The sequence below is a fragment of the Streptomyces sp. DF42 genome (assembly GCF_058267695.1).
This window is the reverse complement of sequence record NZ_CM177859.1, coordinates 861687-879916: the sequence shown is the minus strand read 5'-3', so window position 1 is coordinate 879916 and position 18230 is coordinate 861687. Positions and strand designations below refer to the sequence as shown.

The 18230-nt window shown below is 71.6% G+C and carries 17 protein-coding genes and 2 pseudogenes; 8 read left to right on the top strand and 11 right to left on the bottom strand.

Features of this window, described 5'->3' with window-relative positions; genetic code table 11:
• Positions 1 to 8: 8 nt before the first annotated feature.
• From ACYUED_RS04195 to ACYUED_RS04180, 4 genes and pseudogenes are all read right to left on the bottom strand, one after another.
• Positions 9 to 848, bottom strand: coding sequence for a PaaX family transcriptional regulator (locus tag ACYUED_RS04195; protein ID WP_491290969.1), 840 nt, complete (start codon positions 846 to 848; stop codon positions 9 to 11).
• Positions 849 to 933: 85 nt separating this feature from the next.
• Positions 934 to 1836 (bottom strand): transferase, encoded by a 903-nt coding sequence (locus ACYUED_RS04190; protein WP_491290968.1) that lies wholly within the window; start codon positions 1834 to 1836, stop codon positions 934 to 936.
• Entirely contained in the window at positions 1829 to 3097 is a 1269-nt protein-coding gene (locus ACYUED_RS04185; RefSeq protein WP_491290967.1) for a glycosyltransferase family 4 protein, read from the bottom strand. Before ACYUED_RS04185 ends, ACYUED_RS04190 begins: the two co-directional genes overlap by 8 nt.
• A 77-nt stretch (positions 3098 to 3174) precedes the next feature.
• Positions 3175 to 3387 (bottom strand): annotated as a pseudogene (locus ACYUED_RS04180) (DUF2201 family putative metallopeptidase); the annotation flags it as partial.
• A gap of 598 nt (positions 3388 to 3985) precedes the next feature.
• On the opposite strand from ACYUED_RS04180, the gene ACYUED_RS04175 reads away from it, so the two are divergent.
• Complete coding sequence (locus ACYUED_RS04175) at positions 3986 to 5191, top strand: cysteine desulfurase-like protein (RefSeq protein WP_491290966.1); 1206 nt, start codon at positions 3986 to 3988, stop codon at positions 5189 to 5191.
• A 125-nt stretch (positions 5192 to 5316) separates the two neighbouring features.
• Positions 5317 to 6327, top strand: coding sequence for a helix-turn-helix domain-containing protein (locus ACYUED_RS04170; RefSeq protein ID WP_491294128.1), 1011 nt, complete (start codon positions 5317 to 5319; stop codon positions 6325 to 6327).
• A gap of 653 nt (positions 6328 to 6980) precedes the next feature.
• Here the strand turns inward: ACYUED_RS04170 and ACYUED_RS04165 are convergent.
• Positions 6981 to 7529, bottom strand: a complete 549-nt coding sequence (locus tag ACYUED_RS04165) for a DinB family protein (RefSeq protein WP_491290965.1) — start codon at positions 7527 to 7529, stop codon at positions 6981 to 6983.
• A 538-nt stretch (positions 7530 to 8067) separates the two neighbouring features.
• Between ACYUED_RS04165 and ACYUED_RS04160 the strand changes: the two genes are divergently transcribed.
• Positions 8068 to 9243, top strand: coding sequence for an NAD(P)/FAD-dependent oxidoreductase (locus ACYUED_RS04160; protein WP_491290964.1), 1176 nt, complete (start codon positions 8068 to 8070; stop codon positions 9241 to 9243).
• A gap of 25 nt (positions 9244 to 9268) precedes the next feature.
• A pseudogene (locus tag ACYUED_RS04155) lies at positions 9269 to 9498 on the top strand (2-oxoadipate dioxygenase/decarboxylase family protein); the annotation flags it as partial.
• 175 nt (positions 9499 to 9673) lie between these two features.
• Here ACYUED_RS04155 and ACYUED_RS04150 read toward each other — a convergent pair.
• A complete protein-coding gene (locus tag ACYUED_RS04150) occupies positions 9674 to 10318 on the bottom strand; it encodes a TetR/AcrR family transcriptional regulator (protein WP_491290963.1) in 645 nt (214 codons plus the stop codon).
• Between the two features lie 59 nt (positions 10319 to 10377).
• Here ACYUED_RS04150 and ACYUED_RS04145 point away from each other — a divergent pair, with 59 nt between their 5' ends.
• The 3 genes from ACYUED_RS04145 to ACYUED_RS04135 all read left to right on the top strand — a co-directional run bounded on the left by ACYUED_RS04145 (position 10378) and on the right by ACYUED_RS04135 (position 13641).
• Positions 10378 to 11064 (top strand): class II aldolase/adducin family protein, encoded by a 687-nt coding sequence (locus tag ACYUED_RS04145; RefSeq protein ID WP_491290962.1) that lies wholly within the window; start codon positions 10378 to 10380, stop codon positions 11062 to 11064.
• The gene (locus ACYUED_RS04140) at positions 11061 to 11990 is read left to right on the top strand and encodes a carbohydrate kinase family protein (RefSeq protein WP_491290961.1); all 930 of its coding nucleotides are present in this window, start codon (positions 11061 to 11063) and stop codon (positions 11988 to 11990) included. Before ACYUED_RS04145 ends, ACYUED_RS04140 begins: the two co-directional genes overlap by 4 nt.
• 97 nt (positions 11991 to 12087) lie before the next feature.
• Positions 12088 to 13641: an MFS transporter gene (locus ACYUED_RS04135; protein WP_491290960.1), complete on the top strand. Its 1554-nt coding sequence runs from the start codon at positions 12088 to 12090 to the stop codon at positions 13639 to 13641.
• Between the two features lie 39 nt (positions 13642 to 13680).
• Here ACYUED_RS04135 and ACYUED_RS04130 read toward each other — a convergent pair whose 3' ends face one another.
• Together ACYUED_RS04130 and ACYUED_RS04125 are read right to left on the bottom strand one after the other, a co-directional pair.
• Positions 13681 to 13878, bottom strand: coding sequence for a hypothetical protein (locus ACYUED_RS04130; RefSeq protein ID WP_491290959.1), 198 nt, complete (start codon positions 13876 to 13878; stop codon positions 13681 to 13683).
• 92 nt (positions 13879 to 13970) lie between these two features.
• Positions 13971 to 14402, bottom strand: a complete 432-nt coding sequence (locus ACYUED_RS04125; protein WP_491290958.1) for a VOC family protein — start codon at positions 14400 to 14402, stop codon at positions 13971 to 13973.
• 124 nt (positions 14403 to 14526) lie between these two features.
• Here ACYUED_RS04125 and ACYUED_RS04120 point away from each other — a divergent pair, with 124 nt between their 5' ends.
• Positions 14527 to 15150, top strand: coding sequence for a DinB family protein (locus ACYUED_RS04120; RefSeq protein WP_491290957.1), 624 nt, complete (start codon positions 14527 to 14529; stop codon positions 15148 to 15150).
• Positions 15151 to 15165: 15 nt separating this feature from the next.
• Here ACYUED_RS04120 and ACYUED_RS04115 read toward each other — a convergent pair whose 3' ends face one another.
• The 3 genes from ACYUED_RS04115 to ACYUED_RS04105 form a co-directional block, all read right to left on the bottom strand.
• A complete protein-coding gene (locus ACYUED_RS04115; RefSeq protein ID WP_491290956.1) occupies positions 15166 to 16002 on the bottom strand; it encodes a helix-turn-helix transcriptional regulator in 837 nt (278 codons plus the stop codon).
• Between the two features lie 189 nt (positions 16003 to 16191).
• Positions 16192 to 16953 carry an SDR family NAD(P)-dependent oxidoreductase gene (locus ACYUED_RS04110; protein WP_491290955.1) on the bottom strand — a complete coding sequence of 254 codons (762 nt, stop codon included), beginning with the start codon at positions 16951 to 16953 and terminating at the stop codon, positions 16192 to 16194.
• 11 nt (positions 16954 to 16964) lie between these two features.
• Positions 16965 to 18224, bottom strand: a complete 1260-nt coding sequence (locus tag ACYUED_RS04105) for a glucarate dehydratase family protein (RefSeq protein WP_491294126.1) — start codon at positions 18222 to 18224, stop codon at positions 16965 to 16967.
• Between the last annotated feature and the right edge of the window lie 6 nt (positions 18225 to 18230).

Sequence of the window (18230 nt, the reverse complement as noted above, 5' to 3'; positions counted from 1 at the left end):
GGCAGGTGCTACGGGGCCGTCGTCCGGATCACGTCCAGCGCCCTTCCGGCCTCCAGGCGGGCCGGCTCCTCGTAGCGGTGCGCCAGCTCGTGGAAGTGCTCCTCCGCGCGGGCCGCGGGCCAGTCCTCGGGCAGGTGCTCGGCCGGCAGATGCGGATCCTGGCGGACCTGCTCCAGCCAGTCGGTGTGCAGGAGCAGTTGCCGTACGAGCACACTCGTCCCGTCCGCGCTCCGGGCCTCGTCCGCGCCCCACCGCGCCAGGAACGCCCCGTACCCCTTCGCGACGGACTCCACGTCGAACGCCGTGTGCAGGACCGTGCGGGCGTCGGTCGGGGCGACGGCCATGGCGCCCCGAAAGACCCTCAGATACGGGTCGACGCCGAGTCCCGCGACCACCTCGGGCACGTCCACCGTGCCCGGCGCGACCCACAGGCCGCTCTGCAACGGGCCGAAACCGTTCCACATCAGCCGGGACCGCAGATCGTGCCGCTCGCTGCGCCAGGCCTCCGGCAGGGAGAAGCCGACCAGGGTCCAGGTGCCGTCCCAGTCCCGGTTGACCGCGCCGGTGCGCCAGATCCGGTCGTGGCCGTCCCGCAGCACCCGGGTGGCACGCGGTGTCGGTCCGAAGTAGGTCTTACGGCCCCTCCGGTGCCGGTCCAGCAGGCCGCGCTTGACCATGCGGGTGAGCGTCGACCGTACGGCGTCCTCGGTGATCCCGGCCTGCCCGAACACGTCGATCAGGCTGCTCGCCGACACGGCGACGTCCCGGTCCAGGACGTGGATGCCGAAGAAACTCAGCATCAGCGACTGCGGCCGGGGCGCGCCCCCCGCCTGATCGAAGCTGGTCACGGGGCCAGAGTAGATCCGCGCCGGGAAGCCGGGGCCGTCGGGGCGGCCGCCGGCCTCACTCGGCGCCTGCGCGCGTGTTCCGGTCTCACTCGGCGCCTGCGCGCGCGTTGTGGACGGTGACCTCGCCGGAGTCGACGGCCTGCCTCCACACCTCCACGGACAGATCGTTGTCGACCGTGTAGTAGGGACGCAGCGCGACACCTCCCACCGTGACCGGCGGGTAGACGAAGACCTCCTTGCGGTCCGCCACGTCGTCGAGGAGACGGGCGAGCCGGATGACAGGCGCCTTCGCCGAAGGCTGCACGAAAACGTTCCAGACACCGCTTCCCGTCCCCTTCCCCCTCCCCGTCGCGGCCGCCAACTCCGCGTGGTCGAGCGTGAAGGAGAAGCTCCGGCTGTCGCTTCCGGCCCGCGGCTCCAGGGTGTGTTCGGCACCGTCGGTCCCGCGCAGACGAAGGCGTACGACTGCTCCCGCGAGGAGCGACGCACCGTGCAGGCGAGCGCCGACCGTCGTCGACCCCTTTGCCACGTCGATGTCGATGCCGTCGACCTCGGCGTGCCCGGGGCGCACCCAGGCCCGAACCGCGAGATGCCCGTCCTGGGTGACGTAGGGAATCCGGACGGCCACCGGCGACGGCCGGTCACGGCGGTGGCCGTCGACCAGGGCGCGCAGATCGCGCAGGCCGGGGCGCAGACGCTGCCGTTCGTCTCCCGGTCCCAGCAGGTACACGTCCCACCGGCCCTCCGCGAGCACCGGCTGTCCGCCCAAGGCGGCACGCACGCGTCCCTCGTCGGCCGGCTCCAGGTCCAGGACGTGGAGAGCCTGCTCGGGCCGGCCCTTCTTCGGACGCAGCCGCAGCAGCAACCGCCGCCCTCCGGCCTCGGCCGACGGCAGTGACAGGTCGAAGGTGATCCGGCCGTCCGCGTCGACCGCGCAGCCGACGCGCGGTTCCGTACGCACCCCGGCGCTGTCCGTACCGTCACTCACCACTGGCTCCTCGCAGTGTCCGGCGTACGGTGCCGACCGAGGTGATCGCGGCGTCGCGGGCCGCGAAGCACTGGCTGACCAGCGTGTGGTGCACTCGGGCGCGTCCCGTGGCGACCCGTCGGCCCGCTCTTCTCGCCGAGACCGCCTCGTTCAGCAGGTGTTCGGCCTGCTCGACCACCGGGCCGGGAGCGAACCGCCGCGCGTTCTCCAGGGCCGCACGGCCCGAACGGCGGCGCCGCTCGTCGTCGCCCACCAGGTCCAGCAGGGCCGCGCCGAGTGCGTCACGGTCCCCGACGGGCACCAGCCGGCCGTCGACCCCGTCCGCGATGATCTCGCCGGGGCCGTGGGGACAGTCGGTGCTCACCACCGGCAGACCGCAGCGCATCGCCTCGACGATCGTCATGCCGAACGGCTCGAAGTTGGAGGCGGCCACACCGATCGAGCCCTTTACCCACTCCGCCTCCATGGGAGCGGCAGCCCCCATCAGGAACACGTTGTTGCACAGGCCGAGATCCGCGACGAGCCCCCGCAGCCGGTCGTGTTCCTCGCCCTTGCCGTAGATGCGCAGGTGCCAGTCAGGGTGTTCGGCGGCGACCAGCGCGAAGGCCTCGATGAGCAGGTCGTAGCGTTTCACCGGGACCAGCCGCCCGGCCGCGACGACCACCTTCGCGTTGCCGTCCGCGGCCGGCAGCGCCGGATCCGGCACGCTGTTCGGCAGAGCCTGGACCCGTACGCCCGGCAGCCGCATCTTGCGCCGGTAGGCACCGGCGTCGGCCTCGGTCACCGTGGTGAGCACGTCGAGCCTGCGGTAGGCCCGGCGCAGCGCACCGCGCAGCCGGGGCGAGTGGTTGTCCAGGGTGAGGTGCTCCTGCCCGACCCGGGCGACATGCCGCGGGGCCTCCAGCGCGAGGTGCACATTGAGGCCCGGCCGGGTGCCGATCACCACGTCGGCGTCGATGGCGGCGAGGCACTCGCGGATCCGCCGGTCGGTCAACTCGCTGTACTGCCGGTACCGGTACTCGGCGCGGGGGAACACCCTCGCCGGCCGCTGGTGCAACGCGTGCTCCTTGTCCTGTCTGAGGTCCACCAGCGGCCGCAGCGTCACCGCCGGGTCCAGGGTGAAGTTCGTCCGTTCCCGGTGCCGCAGCACCGAGACGATCTCCACCTCGTGCCGCTCGGCCAGCGCCTGGGCCAGGTTGAACGTGGTGGCGATGGTGCCTCCGATCCCGTAGGCGTTGTGGAGAAGGAAAGAGATCTTCATGCCCGACTGGACCACGGCAACTCCCCTACAGTTGTGGTCTGTTACCACTTCGTAGTCGTCAAAGCGCCGCGCAGGGACTACCCGATGTGGACCACCCGGGTCCAGGCGGGCGGCGTGTCCGGCACGTATCCGGGGTCGTCCTCGTCCCAGCTCGCCGAGTGCCGGGAGAACAGACCCACCACCGTCCGGCACGCCGGTCGCGCGTCCGGCCACGGGGTCTGGCCGTCCGTCAGCACGACCACGACATCGGGGCGCGGCCGCGTGCGCAGCGCCCTGGCGACCGGACGCCGGTGCGCCGCGTCGATCGCCCGCCGGCAGGGAAGCGGCGTAACGGTCAGCGCGACCAGCAGCTCCTCCCGCCGGATCTCGGCGGGGTCGTGGTCCAGCGGGACGAGCACGCCGTCGACCAGACCGATCCGGTGCCGGGCTCCACGGCAGTCCACGACGCGTGGATGTCCTGCGAGGTCCGGAGCAGGGGGCGGGGAGGCGGGCGAACGGTCCGGTACGAGTGCGGAGGCGACCAGCGGGTGCAGCCGATCGACGTCGATCGACCCGGTGCGGATCAGCTCCAGGTCGGGCGGCACCCAGGTCGCCGCGTCCGGGAGAACCGGCAGCGCGGAGCTGCCCCCGGGCAGGGATCCGGCGTCGGCGCGCACCGCGGGCGGTCCACCGCACACACCCCCGCCGTCCTCGCCACATCGCGGAAGACAGCACGGTTCCCCCACTCGATCGGCCACAGGTTTTCCGGCGGTGCGGTCGGCCCCCGCGGTGCGGACGGGGCGCGGGGTCCGTCCCGCGTCCCGCGCGGAGGTGGCTGAGCGGCCTGTTGCCACGGAGTCGGCGATCGCGGAGGATCTTTGCCCCGGCCCGTATCCACAGGAGCTTCTCGTGACGTACGACATCGCCGCCATCCGCTCCCGATTCCCCGCCCTGCAGGCCGGAACGGCGCACTTCGACGGACCCGGCGGCACCCAGACCCCGGAGCCCGTCATCCGGGCCATCGCCGACGCGCTGTCCAACCCCCTGTCGAACCGGGGCCACGGGGCGCCGGGGGAGCGCAACGCCGAGAGCATCGTCGTCGAGACCCGTCGGGCCATGGCCGACCTGTTGGCCGCGGACCCGTCGGGGATCGTGTTCGGCCGCAGTGCCACCCAGCTCGCCTACGATTTCTCCCGCACCCTCGCCAAGACGTGGCAGCCCGGGGACGAGGTGGTCGTCACCCGCCTCGACCACGACGCCAACATCCGCCCCTGGGTGCAGGCCGCCGAACGGGCCGGAGCCAGCGTACGCTGGGCCGAATTCGACCCCTCCACCGGCGAGTTGACCACCGACGACATTCGCGCCGTGCTGTCCGAGCGCACCCGTCTGGTCGCCGTCACCGCCGCCTCCAACCTGATCGGCACGCGCCCCGCGATCACCGAGATCGCCGGCCTGGCCCGCGGGGTGGGGGCGCTCACCTATGTCGACGGTGTCCATTACGCCGCCCACACGCTGGTCGACCTGGAGGCGCTCGGCGCGGACTTTTTCGTCTGCTCCGCGTACAAGTTCCTCGGCCCGCACCACGGAGTCCTCGCCGCCCGGCCCGAGTTGCTGGAAACCCTGCGGCCGGACAAGCTCCTCCCCTCCACCGACGCGGTTCCCGAGCGCTTCGAACTGGGCACGCTGCCCTATGAGTTCCTCGCGGGCACCAGGGCGGCCGTCGACTTCCTCACCGGTCTCGACGCGGGCGCCACGGGAACACGACGACAGCGCCTGATCGCGGCCTTCGAGGCGCTCGAAGCGCACGAAGCGGGCCTGCGCACCCAGATCGACAAGGGCCTGTCCTCGCTCGACGGCATCACGATCCACTCCAGGGCGGCCGACCGCACCCCCACCCTGCTGCTGACCTTCGAGGGCCGCTCCACGACGGACGCGTACCGCTTCCTCGCGGAGCGCGGCGTCCACGCCCCGTCGGGATCCTTCTACGCCGTCGAGGCCTCCCGCCACCTCGGCCTCGGGGACACCGGCGGCCTGCGCATTGGCCTAGCGCCCTACAACAGCCCGCAGGACGTCGACCGGCTACTGACCGCACTGTCCGACTTCCTCACGCTCTGAGCAGAGGGTCCGCTCCGGCACGCGGCGGACCGGGGCGCGCCTGACGCGCCGAGGCGCCTGAGAGCCTGGAGCCGAAGCCGTCGGCACCTGGACGTGCCGTCAGGGTCGTGTGGTTGACTACGGCCGTGCTGCACGAGTCGGTCTTCCGGACCGCGGATCTCCCGGCGGGCGACCGGTTCGAGGCCTGGACCGAGCGCATGGGCCGCACCCATGCGCCCATGCAGCTCGCCAGCGACCGCGCCGCGGACTACCGCGGCGAGCAGCGCCTGGTCGGCCTGGGGGACGTGACCATATGGCCGGCGGCCTTCGACCACCTGGTCTTCCGCCGGACACCGAAGCTCGTCCGGCAGTCCGATCCCGAGGTCTACCACCTCTCCCTGCTGCGACGGGGAGAAGGAGCGGCCAACTGGGGCCGACAGCAGGTCGCCTACCGAATCGACGACATCCACACCAACAGCTCCTCGCGCTCGTGGGAGGTGTGCACCGGCCCCGACCCGGTCGCTCTCATCGGAGTCGAGATACCCCGGGCCCTGGTGCCACTGCCCGCGCACCGGGCGGAGCGGGTGGTCGGCGGCCGCATCTCGGGCCGCGAGGGGGTCGGCGCGCTGCTGGCGCAGTTCCTGGTCCAGTTGGTCTCGGACACCGGGCCCTACCAGCCCCTGGACGCACCCCGGCTGGGAACGGTCGTCGCCGACCTGGTGACCGCGGTCTTCGCCCACAGCCTGGACGCCGACCGCGAGTTGCCGCCCGAGACCCGCGCACGGACACTGACCCTGCGCATCAAGTCGTTCATCCGCCGCCACCTCCACGACCACGAACTCTCACCCGCCCGGATCGCCGCCGCGCACCACATCTCACGCAGCTACCTGTACCGCCTCTTCCAGGCCGAGGGCACCACCGTCGCCTCCTACATCCGCGATCAACGGCTGAAGAACGCCTGCCGCGATCTCGCCGACCCGGCCCTGCGCACGCTGCCGATCCATGCCGTCGGCGCCCGGTGGGGTTACCCCCGCGCCGCCGAGTTCACCCGGGCCTTCCGCACCGCCCACGGCGTTCCGCCGAGCGAGTTCCGCGAGGTGGCGTCCGCCGCGGACCGTGCTCAGACCCCGCCCGGGCGTGGACTCTCCGCCAAGTAGGTGTGGACCGGCCGCCAACGACACAGCGGTGACCTCCTGTGCATCCTTGTGATCACCGCGAGGGAAGTACGAGCGGATCAAGGCGGGGCCAGGACTGCGGGGGAGTCCTGGCCCCGCAGCCATTGGTCCCGCAGTCATTGGCCTCGCAGTCATGGGCCACGCCGGTGCGTTACACAGGCGCTGGCCTTGTTCGCGTAGGGGTTCGTTCGGCCGGAGGGCAGAGCCCGTTTCTGAACTGATGGGCTGTCCAGGTGAGTTGATCGACAGCGTGGGGTTCTTCGTGATCATGGCTCCTGAGGGGGACGGATGGGGCGAGGTCGGTCACTGGGTTTGGCTGCCTGTGGTGGACTGCTGGGTGTTCTTGTTGCAGGAGCGGGATGCACAGCTAGTTCGGATGAGACAGAGGGCCCGGGCGTGTCGGCCAGTGCTCGTTCCTACCTGTCGAAGGCGCTGGCCACCATGGACGATCACCGAGGCGGTCTGGGGCGCCTTGCCCGCGGCGACCCGGATGCGCCGGCGCAGATGGTCGCGAATGACGCCGAGAACACCGGCGGCGGCCCACTTCCTGGCGAACTCGTAGATCGTGCGCCAGGGCGTTCCGTGGAATAAGTGTCCGTCAAGCCTCGTAGGTGGAGAGCGTGATGCTTGCCAGGTCACACACCGGTGGAGCCGTCGATGCATTCGCGCAGCAGGTCGGCGTGACCGTTGTGTCGGGCGTATTCGGCGATCATGTCCACCATGATCCTGCGGAGTGAGATCGGCTCGCCGGTCCTCTTGCGGATCCCTGTTTCGTCCAGCGACGCTGCGGCGGCGGTGATGTGCCGTGATCGTTCGCATTCTGCCCGCCAGACGGCGAAGGCCTCGTTGACATCACCGTCCAGGCGGTCGAAGTCCTGGTTGGGGTCATCGTCGGAGTAGTAGAGCAGCGGGACCTCCTCGCCGGCGAACTGGATGCGGAACCACCAGCGTTCGACGCCGGCCAGATGCCGTGCCAGGCCGTGCAGAGACAGTGCGGACGGCGGTACCGCCTGTTCGGACAGCTGCTCTGGGGGCAGACCGGCGCACTTGAGCTCGAAGGTGGCCCGGTGCCTGTCCAGGACCGCGCTCAGCGTTTCTCGCTCGCTGCCCACGGCAGGTGGGGTGGGGCGGTTGTCACCGTTCCACCGGGGTGCATAGTGCTTCGGGGCGGGTGCGCCGGTCATCGTCTGCCTTCCTGGTCGGGGACGAGCCGAGTCTGACAGGCGCCACTGACATCGGGTCTGCGCGATGCAGGGCCCTGGGTGACATCGATGATGGGCAGCAGTGTGGCGGTGGGCGGAACGCCGATCCGGCGCGGTGTCGGTCCGGCGAGGGTGGGACGTCGGTGAGTCGCTACTCGGCCGTCGTTGCGGCAGGCCCCTTCCTGACCGCCAGGCGACGGGCCGCGGCCGTCGCACCGTGCCCAAGGAGCAGGAATCCGCCCGCGACGGGCGAGTTGAGGGCGGCGCTGCCCGGTCCGCGCCCTGAGACACAACAACGGGATGCGCGCCGTCGTACGGCCGGCCATGGCCCTGGATCGGGTGCAGCAACTGTTCATGGACGTCAGAGGTCGGATTGCGCGACGATGAAGGGCGTACAGCTGATCAGCGTCTCACCGCCCAATGGGCAGGAACCTACCGAGCAATCCACTGACAGCCCAAGCCGCGCCTGCCGGGCCGAAGCCCCTTCGGCTCGGATGCCGGCCCTCGGAAGGGAAGCCCCTTGTCCTCCTCATCCATCTTCCGCGCCGTTCCGCCGACCGCGGACGTGGTGATCATCGGCGGTGGCGTGATGGGCGCCAGCGCCGCGTTCCATCTCGCCGAGGCGGGGGTGACCGACATCGTCGTCGTCGAGCGCGGCGACCTGGCCTGCGGCAGCTCGGGCAAGCCGATCGGCGGGGTACGCGCCCAGTTCTCCGACCCGCTCAACATCGAGCTGGGCAGCCGGAGCCTGCGCGCCTACGAGAACTTCCCGCACCGCCCCGGTGCCGACATCCGCCTCGACACCGTCGGCTACCTCTTCCTGCTCACCACCGACCGGCAGGCCGCGGACTTCGAGGTGAGCGTCAGGACCCAGAACGCGCTGGGCGTACCCTCCCGAATGGTCACCCCGGACGAGGCACGCGCGCTGTGCCCCTATGTCGACACCGACGGACTCGTGGCCGCCGTCCACTCACCCACCGACGGCCATGCCCGCCCGGGCCTCGTCGTCCACGGATACGCGGACGCCGCCGCCCGGGCCGGCGTCATCCTCGCCACGCACACCACCGTGACCGGCATCGACAGGTCGGGCGACCGCGTCACCACCGTCCACACCGACCGCGGCCGCATCGCCTGCTCCAGCGTCATCTGTGCGGCGGGCGCCTGGTCCGGGCAGATCGGCGACATGGCCGGCATCGACCTCCCCGTCCGGCCGGTACGCCGCCAGCTCGCTTTCACCGAGCCGCTGACGCCCCCGGCGCCCCGCATCCCCTTCACCATCGACTTCGCCTCGTCGGCCTACTTCCACAACAGTGACGCCGGCCTGCTGTTCGGCCTCGCCGACCCTCGCCAGCCCGAAGGCTTCGACACCACCTGGACCCCGGAGTGGCTGGAACTGTTCCGGGCCGCCGTACGCCAACGGGCCCCCGAACTGGCCGACATGAGGACCGTCGGCGGCTGGGCCGGCCTCTACGAGGTCACCCCCGACCACAACGCCCTCATCGGACGCTCCGACGCGCTCGTCAACTTCCTCTACGCCACCGGGTTCTCCGGCCACGGCTTCCTGCAGGCCCCCGCCGTCGGCGAGATCCTGCGCGACCTCCACCTGGAGCGCGAACCCTTCACCGACATCTCGCCCCTCGGCGCCGACCGCTTCCGGTCCGGAGCCGCGACCCGCCCCGAAGCCCACGTGGTGTGACCCCCCTGATCGAAAGGGCACTTCGCTGATCGGCCGGTGGCGGCCGCGCGCCGCCTTCGCCGCCCGCCTCTCCGCGATGTACGGCGGGACGTTCCCGCCCACACCACGCTCGGGGCCGTCTCGCGCGAGGTCACCGAGGACGTCCTGCGCGCGCAGGGCGCCGACGCCGAACGCCTGGGCTCCATCGGACGCGTGACCGCGGAACGGCACGGCGCCATACGCGTCGGCATCCCCGCCGTACAGCATCAGGTCGCGGTGAGAAGGAGACGGGCGGCGGCCGCCATCCGGGCTCCCACGCCCGGTGTGCGTGCACGCGGTCGGCCGCCGAGACCACCGACGGGGACGCTGCGGCCCACGGGGCGGTTCAGCAGGATGTACGAGGCCCGGCAGGGCCGGCCGTGGGCAGGCCGATCTCGGGGTGCCGGCAGGATCAGCGGCGCCCGGCGATCGCCGTGAGGTACCCCCGCAGCATGACCTTCGCCTCGTCGAGGAGTCCCGCGTCCCCCTCCGCGTCGCGCCGGAAGGCCTCCTGGGCGAGCGCGTCGGCCGCCAGGACCGCGGCGTGGCAGGCCCGGGCGAGGGCCTCGTCGTCGTACGCGACGTCCAGGGCGAGGAGGATGCGGCGGAGTCCGTCGGCCATCCGGCGCTTGTGCTCGCGGTCCGCGGACCGGGTCCGCTCGGTCAGGCCGCTGCCGAACCACAGGGCGCGGAAGCCGTGTTCGGTGCGGTAGATCGCGGCGTACTCGTCGAGGAGCACACCGACCGGATCGTCCCAGCGCTCCTTGGCCGCGGCCTCGGCGAAGCGCTCCATGGCGGCCTCGAGTTTCGCGAAGTAGCCGGCCGCCAGGGCGTCGATGATCGCGTCGCGGTCGGGCAGGTACTGGTACAGCGACCCCACCGACACCTTCGCCTCCGAGGCGACACGGGTCGTGGTGAGCGCCTCGACGCCGTCGTCGATCAGGACGCGCTCGGCGGCCTCCAGGACCCGGGCCAGCCGGGCCCTGCTGCGCGCCTGCTGCGGGGTGCGGCGCAGGGAAGCGCCGGCCCCGCCGATGTCCGCCGTCGGCTCGCCCACGAAAACAACCTCCGAATGTGAACGTGACTTTGTTTCACCTTTAGGTTACGGTCCCGCACATGACCGACTCAAGCACGGTGCTGGGTCAGGAACGGGCCGCCGTGGCGGACGCCTGCCGCCGTCTGGGGGCCGAGGGCCTGCTCATCGGCACGGCCGGGAACGTCAGCGTGCGCGTGGGGGAGCGGATCGCGATCACCGCGACCGGAGCGGTGCTCGCCGAAATCACCGTGGACCAGGTGACGGTGGTCGACCTGGAGGGGACGGTCGTCTGCGGCACCTTCGAACCCACCTCGGAACTGGACCTGCATCTCGGTGTCCACCGGCGCTACGGCACCGGCGCCGTCGTCCACACACACGCCCCCATGGCCACCGCGCTCTCCTGCGTCCTGGACGAACTGCCCTGCATCCACTACCAGTTGCTCACCCTCGGCGGCACCGTCCGCGTCGCGCCGTACGCCACCTTCGGCACCCCCGAACTCGCCGAGTCGGTGCTCGCCGCGCTGGAGGGCCGCAGTGCCGCACTGATGGCCAACCACGGCGCGGTCACCCACGCACCCACCCTCGGCAAGGCGGTCGAGCACGCACTGCTGCTGGAGTGGGCCTGCGGCGTCTACCGGCACGCGGCCGCACTCGGCCCGCCCCGAGTCCTCGACGAGCAGCAGCAACTCGCGGTCATCGAGGCCGCGATCGCCCGCAGCTACGGCACCACCCACCCCCTCTCACCCGAGCAGGAGAGCAACAGATGAAGGTCGTCACGATGGGCGTGCACGTACTGGACGTACTGGTACGGCCGGTGGAGGAGATACCCGAGGGGCAGGGCGCCACCCTCGTGGACGACATCCGGATGACCGCCGCGGGGACGGCCGGCGGCACCGCGCTCACCCTCGCCAAGCTGGGCGCCTCGGTCCGCACCGCCGGCGCGATCGGCACCGACCCGACCGGCGACCTGCTCATCCAGCTCCTCAACAGGGCGGGAATCGACACCGAGTTGCTCGTCCGCCGCATCGACACCTCCACCTCCGCGAGCGTCCTGCCCATCCGCCCCAACGGCGACCGCCCCTCCCTCCATCTGCTCGGCGCCAACATCACCTACGGCCTCGACGACGTGCCCTGGGACGCGGTGGCCGAGGCCGGCCATCTCCACCTCGGCGGCCCCGAACTGGTCGGCGCCGACGTGGCGGCACGCATCCTCGCGCACGCCAAGGAACACGACGTGGTCACCTCCGTGGACCTCCTCGCCCCCGGCGAACTCGGCACCTTCGACCAGATCGAGCCGGTGCTCCCCTATGTCGACTTCCTGCTGCCCAACGACGATCAGCTCCTCGGCTTCAGCGGCGAGGACGACCTCGTGACGGGCGCGAAGAAGCTGCTGGCCGGCGGGGCCGGTCTCGTGGCGGTCACCCGCGGCGGCGACGGCGTGCTCCTGGTGACCGCGGAGGGCACCGACACGGTCCCGGCCTTCGAGGTCGACGTCGTCGACACGACCGGTTGCGGCGACGCGTTCTCGGCCGGGTTCCTGCGCGGGATGAGCCTCGGCCGCACCCCGCGCGAGGCCGCCGTCCTGGGCAGCGCCTCGGCCGCGCTGGTGGCCCAGGGCCTCGGCAGCGACCACGGGGACTTCGACCTTCCCGAGGCCGACGAGTTCGCCATGACCCACAAGACCCGGTCGTGAGCGGGATGACGGCGGTGCCCCCGATCGAGTGGTGACGCCCCCGGCACCGGCGTACGGTCGGACAGTGGACGGCAACGTTCACTGAAAGCGACACACCATGAGCAGCAGCCCCCAGCCGACCCCCGCAGCACAGGCCGCCACCCGGCAACCGGGCGGCGGGGGAAACGGCGTGGCGCTGCTCGTCATTGCGTCGTGCCAGCTGATGGTGGTCCTCGACATCACCATCGTGAACATCGCGCTGCCGCACATCCAGCGTGCCCTGGACTTCTCCACCACCAGCCTGTCGTGGGTGGTCAACGCCTACACCCTCACCTTCGGCGGGCTGCTGCTGCTCGGTGGCCGGGTCGGCGACATCCTCGGCAGGCGGCGGGTCTTCGTCTTCGGTGTGCTGCTCTTCGCGCTGGCCTCCCTGCTGGGCGGTTTCGCCCAGAACTCCGGTCAACTCCTCGCCGCCCGCGCCCTTCAGGGAGTGGGCGGTGCCATCGCCTCCCCGACCTCGCTCGCACTGATCAGCACGACCTTTCGCGAAGGCCCCGAACGCAACCGGGCGTTCGGCGTCTTCGCCGCGGTCTCGTCGGGCGGCGGTGCCATCGGGCTGCTCGCGGGCGGGATGATCGTCGAGTGGCTGAACTGGCGCTGGGTGCTGTTCGTGAACGTACCGATCGGCGTGCTCATCGCCCTCGCCGCGCCCCGCTGGATCAAGGAGTCCGAGCGCCATCCCGGCCACTTCGACATCGCCGGCGCGCTGACCTCCACCCTCGGCATGGTGCTGCTGGTGTACGGGTTCATCAGAGCCGCCCAGGAGGGGTGGCGGGACGCGCTCACGCTGGCGTCGTTCGCCGCGGCCGTCGTCGTACTCGCCGTGTTCATCCTGGTCGAGCGGGTTTCCCGGCAGCCCATCACCCCGCTGCACATGTTCGCCGACCGCAACCGCGCGGGCACCTACGGCATCATGCTGAGCCTGGCCGCGGCGATCTTCGGCATGTTCTTCTTCCTCACGCTCTTCGTGCAGGACGTGCTGGGCTTCAGCCCGTTGGAGGCAGGGCTGGCCTTCCTGCCGGTCAGCGCGGTGATCGCCGTCGGCGCGGCGCTCGCCTCGCGGTTCCTGCCCAGGTTCGGCCCCAAACCCTTCATGGTGGTGGGCGCCGTCCTCGCGGCGGCCGGCCTGGCCTGGCTGACCCTGACCGACGTGCACTCCACCTACGCGGGCAGCATCCTCGGGCCGATCCTCGTCTTCGGCCTGGGCATGGGCATGGAGTTCGTGTCGCTGACCCTCATGGCGCTCTCCAACGTCTCGGTCCAGGAGACCGGCGCGGCCTCCGGGCTCCTCAACGCCACCCAGCAGGTGGGCGGTTCGCTGGGCCTGTCCATCCTGGTCACCATGTTCGGCACGGCCAGCACCAACGAGGCCCACAAACAGATCCCACTCTTCCTGGCCCAGGCGACCCCCGCCGAACGCCTGCGCTTCCGGCGCACCGGCCAGCTGCCGCGGCCCTGGTCCGACGAGGTCCTCACGGCCGGGATCTCGGCCGCCTTCGTCATGGCGGCGATCTTCACCCTGGTCGCCGCGCTGATCGCCGTGGTGGCCATCCAGGTCCGCCAGTCCGACCTGGAACGCCTCAAGGGCGGGGTGGGCCCCGGCTCGATGTGAGACCGGCGCGCGGGGCGCCGCCAAGGGGCGCCCGCGTGGTCACCGCCGTTCGTCCTCGGGCTCGCGTTCGGGCTCGGAGTTCCTTCCGAAGGCCGCGGCGATCGTGGCGTAGTGAGCCGCGATCGTGAGATTCGTACCGGCCGTTCCGTCCAGCGTGTCTCCGGCCCTCAGGCGCGCCTCGGACAGGAACAGCCTGGCTTTCTCCAGGCAGAAGTCGCGTATCTGGGCATCGGTCATGCCGCGGACGTCCGCGTCGGGGACATCGTTCGGCTGCCGCCGGTGCCATGGTCTGTCGTTCGGCAAGGTGGCGCCCCCAGTCGGTCCGCTGCTCAGTCCGATGAGACAGACTCCCCGCCCCATTCCTCCGGCGCAACATCCGCGAGCGTCTGAGAGAACGTCCACTGGTGGCCGGCGGGATCCTCGGCGGTGTACTGGCGCTCGCCGTACTCGAAGTCCGTCGGTTCCATGAGGATCCGCGCGCCGTGCTCCCGGGCCCGCTCGCAGTGGGCGCGGGCGTCTTCCACCCGCACCGTCACCGAGTGCGTGACCTCGCCGGGACGCGGGGGACGGCGGTCCTTGCGGGTGTCCCCGACGATCACGGCCCCGTCTCCGAAACTGAGCTGCGCCCGGTGGTCCTCGCCGATCCGCACCCGTTCCTCGAACCCGTAGGCCGCGCCGAGCCAGGCGACCGCCGCGCGCACGTCGGGATAGATCAGGACGGGGATGACGGTCGACGAGGGGATGGAGCGGTTCGGCTTCACGGCTGGCTCCCGGCGGTCGGATCCAAGACTCTGATCGAGGGGCGGGTCGCCTGCCCGTTGTGCCAGGCTGACGGGTCCGCTCGTGCCTTCCCCGTGCGCCTACGATTTCAACCCGGGAGCGTCAGTGATCGCATCTCGCCTGGCCCCGCTGCTGGAGCAGTTCGACTTCGGCTGTGCGCGGCTGGCCGCCCGCATGACAGGGCCGGTGATGGACAGCGGCGACGGGTCGGACACCGAGGTGGGTGCCATGACCGACGAGGAGTACTTCTGGGAACCGGTGCCGGACTGCTGGTCGGTCCGGCGCCGTGCGGACGGGCCGGGTCCGCGCGCGACCGTGCTCGCCGGCAGCGAGGACGGAGACTGGGGACGCGACGCCGCGCCGTACCCGCACCCCTGGCCGCCGCCCTTCACCACCGTCGCCTGGCGTCTGAGCCACCTGAGCGAGATGTTGTTCCTCCGCGCCGATCACACGGCAGGCGGCCACGCCCTCACCCGGGACGACCACGTCGTCAGCGGGGACGTGGCCTCGGCCGTCGCCGCGTTCGACGCCGGGGCCACAGCCTGGCGGAAGGCGCTGCTGAGCACCGACGAGGCGGCGCTCGACACGGTCGGTCACTGCACGTATCCCCACGGCAGCGACCCGGAGGAGCCGTTCGTCGACGTCGTGTGGTGGGTCAACCGGGAAGTCCTGCACCACGGGGCGGAGATCGGCCTGCTGCGCGACCTGTACCGCGCCCGACGGCCCTGATCGCGCCGCCGGGGATCAGGGCGTGGGGACCAGCCCCATTTGCTGGGCCCGCAGGACGGTGCTGATGCGGTCACGGGTGCCGAGCTTGCGGTAGATCTTCTCGACGTGCTTGTGGACCGTACGGTCCGATATGCCGAGCCGCCGGCCGATAGCGGCCGCGGTCAGGGCGTCCGTGAGCAGGAGCAGCACGGTCAGCTCCCGGGGCGTGAGCGCGCACTCCGCGGCCGGTGCGTGGGCGGAGCCGCCGTCAGGGGACGGAGCGGCCAGCCGCTGCCAGCGGATCAGGAGCTGCCGCTGCTGCTCGACCGCCGCCAGCAGCGGCTGAAGCTGCTGCGCCGTGCGGACGTGGTCGTCGGAGAAGTCCGCACCGGAGCGGTAGATCATGCATCCGGTGATCGGCGTCGTCGACTGGGGCAGCGGAAGCGCCAGGACGTGGTCCGCGTCGATGACGTCGCCGATCAGCCGCGCCGTCGGACTCGCGGACCACACGCGGCCGGCGGCCCGGCGCGCGGTGAGGGGAGCGCGGTCGGGCCCGGCCGCGTAGTGCTGCGCGAACGGATACCCCGCGCGCAGCAGGCTCAGGTCCTCCTCGCCGAGCCCGGCGAGCTGGGCGGCGACGCCGGGCGGCATGCCGACGGTGCCCTCGGCCTCGTTCCAGTCGTCGAGCTTGTAGACGAGGGTCTCGCCGCCGCACAGGCCGGGCAGGGCCGTCGCCAGCAGGGGCCACAGCCGCTCCGGCTCACGTTCGTTGAGCGCCGCGACGGCCACCGACAGCATGCGTTCGTGGGCCTCGCCCGGCACCTGGGCCACGTTCCATCTCCGCTCGTCCGCCGCGTACGCAGTTCTACCCATACCGGCGACGCCATGTGCTGTCGGAGACTTCATCCGAGCAATCCGAGCACCACTGACGTTCTCGGAAGTACTCCAGCACACCGGCGCCACGGCGGCCGCAGCGGGGGGAGACCTGGCGCCTGGGGCGGGCGCCGGGATCCCCCACCGTGCGGGGGCCGCCGGCGCGGGGGACCGGCGGCCCCGCAGGGCTCACTCAGGCGCCGGCGTATCCGTACGCATCGCGTCCGAGATCGACTTGACTCCCCCGTGCGCGGTGAGGCCGCCGTCCACCGGGATCTCCGCCCCGGTGATGAACGACGATTCGTCGGAGAGCAGGAAGACCACCAGCGGCGCGATGTCGTCGACGCTTCCGCTGCGGCCGAGCGGGGTCTCGCGGAGGGTCGCGTCGCGGAACGCGGGTGTGGCGGCGGCCGTCATCTCGGTCTCGATGTAGCCGGGATGGACGGTGTTCACGCGGATGCCCCGGGGCCCCAGCTCCATGGCCGCGATCTTCGACACCCCGCGCAGGGCCCACTTGCTGGCCGTGTACGCCACGGGGTAGTAGCCGGTGAGCGCCGCGGAGGAGCCGACGTTGACGATCGACGAACCGGGCGGCATCAGCGGGGCGAGGTGCTGGATGCCGAGCAGCGGGCCGATCGTGTTCACCGCCTGGACCTGCGCGAAGTCGGCGGGGAGCACCTCGCCGAGGCGCTCGCGCCGGATGATCCCCGCGTTGTTGACCAGCCCGTGGATCTCGCCGTACGACCCCTTCAGCTCGGCGGCCAGCCCGGCCCAGTCGCTCTCGCTGCCGACGTCGAGCCGGCGGACGTCGCCCTCCGGCCGGACGTCGGTGGCGATCACCCGCGCCCCGGCCAGGGCCAGCGCCGCCGCCTCCGCTGCGCCCTGGCCGCCGGCCGCGCCGGTGACGACGACGACCTTCCCGGCCAGCCGCCCTGTGTGCTGATCACTCATGCCGCCATACTTCACCACCGTGGCAACCTGAGCTCGTACTCGGGGTGGAACCTCTGCATGTAGCCGGTGTCGTCGCGCGAGCGCATCCCCGAGTCCAGGTACAGCCGGTGCAGTCGGTCGAGGGCGTCGTGGTCCAGGTCCACCCCCAGGCCGGGGCCGGTCGGGACCGCGACCTCGCCGTCACGGAACTCCAGTACCCCGGGGAGGACGACATCGTCGGCCGAGTTCCACGGGTAGTGCGTGTCGCAGGAGTGGTCGAGGTTGGGGATGGCCGCCGCGACATGGGTCATTGCGGCGAGGCTGATCCCCAGGTGCGAGTTGGAGTGCATCGACAGGGCGAGCCCGAACGCCTCGCAGACGGCGGCGAGTTCACGGGTGCGGCGCAGTCCGCCCCAGTAGTGGTGGTCGGTGAGGAGTACCTGGATCGCGTCCTGCTCGATCGCGGGCTTCAGATGCTCCCAGGCGATCACGCACATGTTGGTGGCGAGGGGGAGCGGCGATTCCTTCGCGACCTGCGCCATACCGGGAACGGTCGCGGTCGGGTCCTCCAAGTACTCGAGTACGCCGTCCAGTTCGCGGGCGACGTGCCTCGATGTCTCCACCGTCCAGGCGATGTTGGGGTCCAGCCGCAGCGGCTGCCCCGGGAAGGCCTCGGACAGCGCCTTGATCGCGGCGATCTCCTCGTCGGGCGGGAAGACACCGCCCTTCAGCTTGAACGAGCGGAAACCGTACCGCTGTTGCATCAGCCGGGCCTGCTCGACGATCCCGGCGGGGTCCAGCGCCGCGCCCCAGTCGTCGCCGACCGCCGCCCGGCCGTCGAGCGCCGGGTGCTCGGCCCACTTGTAGAAGAGGTACGCGGCGAACGGCACGGAGTCGCGGACCCGGCCGCCGAGGAGGTCGCTGACCGGCCGCCCGAGCAGCTTGCCCTGGGCGTCGAGACAGGCCACTTCCACCGCGGACGTGGTCCAGCCGCGCTCGTGGGAGCTGGGCACGGCCGGCAGCAGAGCGGCGTCGATCGCGGCCGCGAGGGCCGTCGTGCCGAAGACGTCCATGCCCACGACGACCTTCGCCGCGGCCTCAAGCCGCTCCAGGCGGGCGGTGCCGCCTGGGGACTCGCCGAGGCCCACCGTGCCGTCCTCCAGGACGAGTTGGAGGATGACGCGCAGGGCCAGGGGCTCGTGCACGCCGTTGGAGTTGAGGAGGGGCGGGTCGCGGAAGGCGATCGGGGTGACGATCAGTTCGCGGATCCTCGTGCCACCCGTGGTGCTCATGTCCGT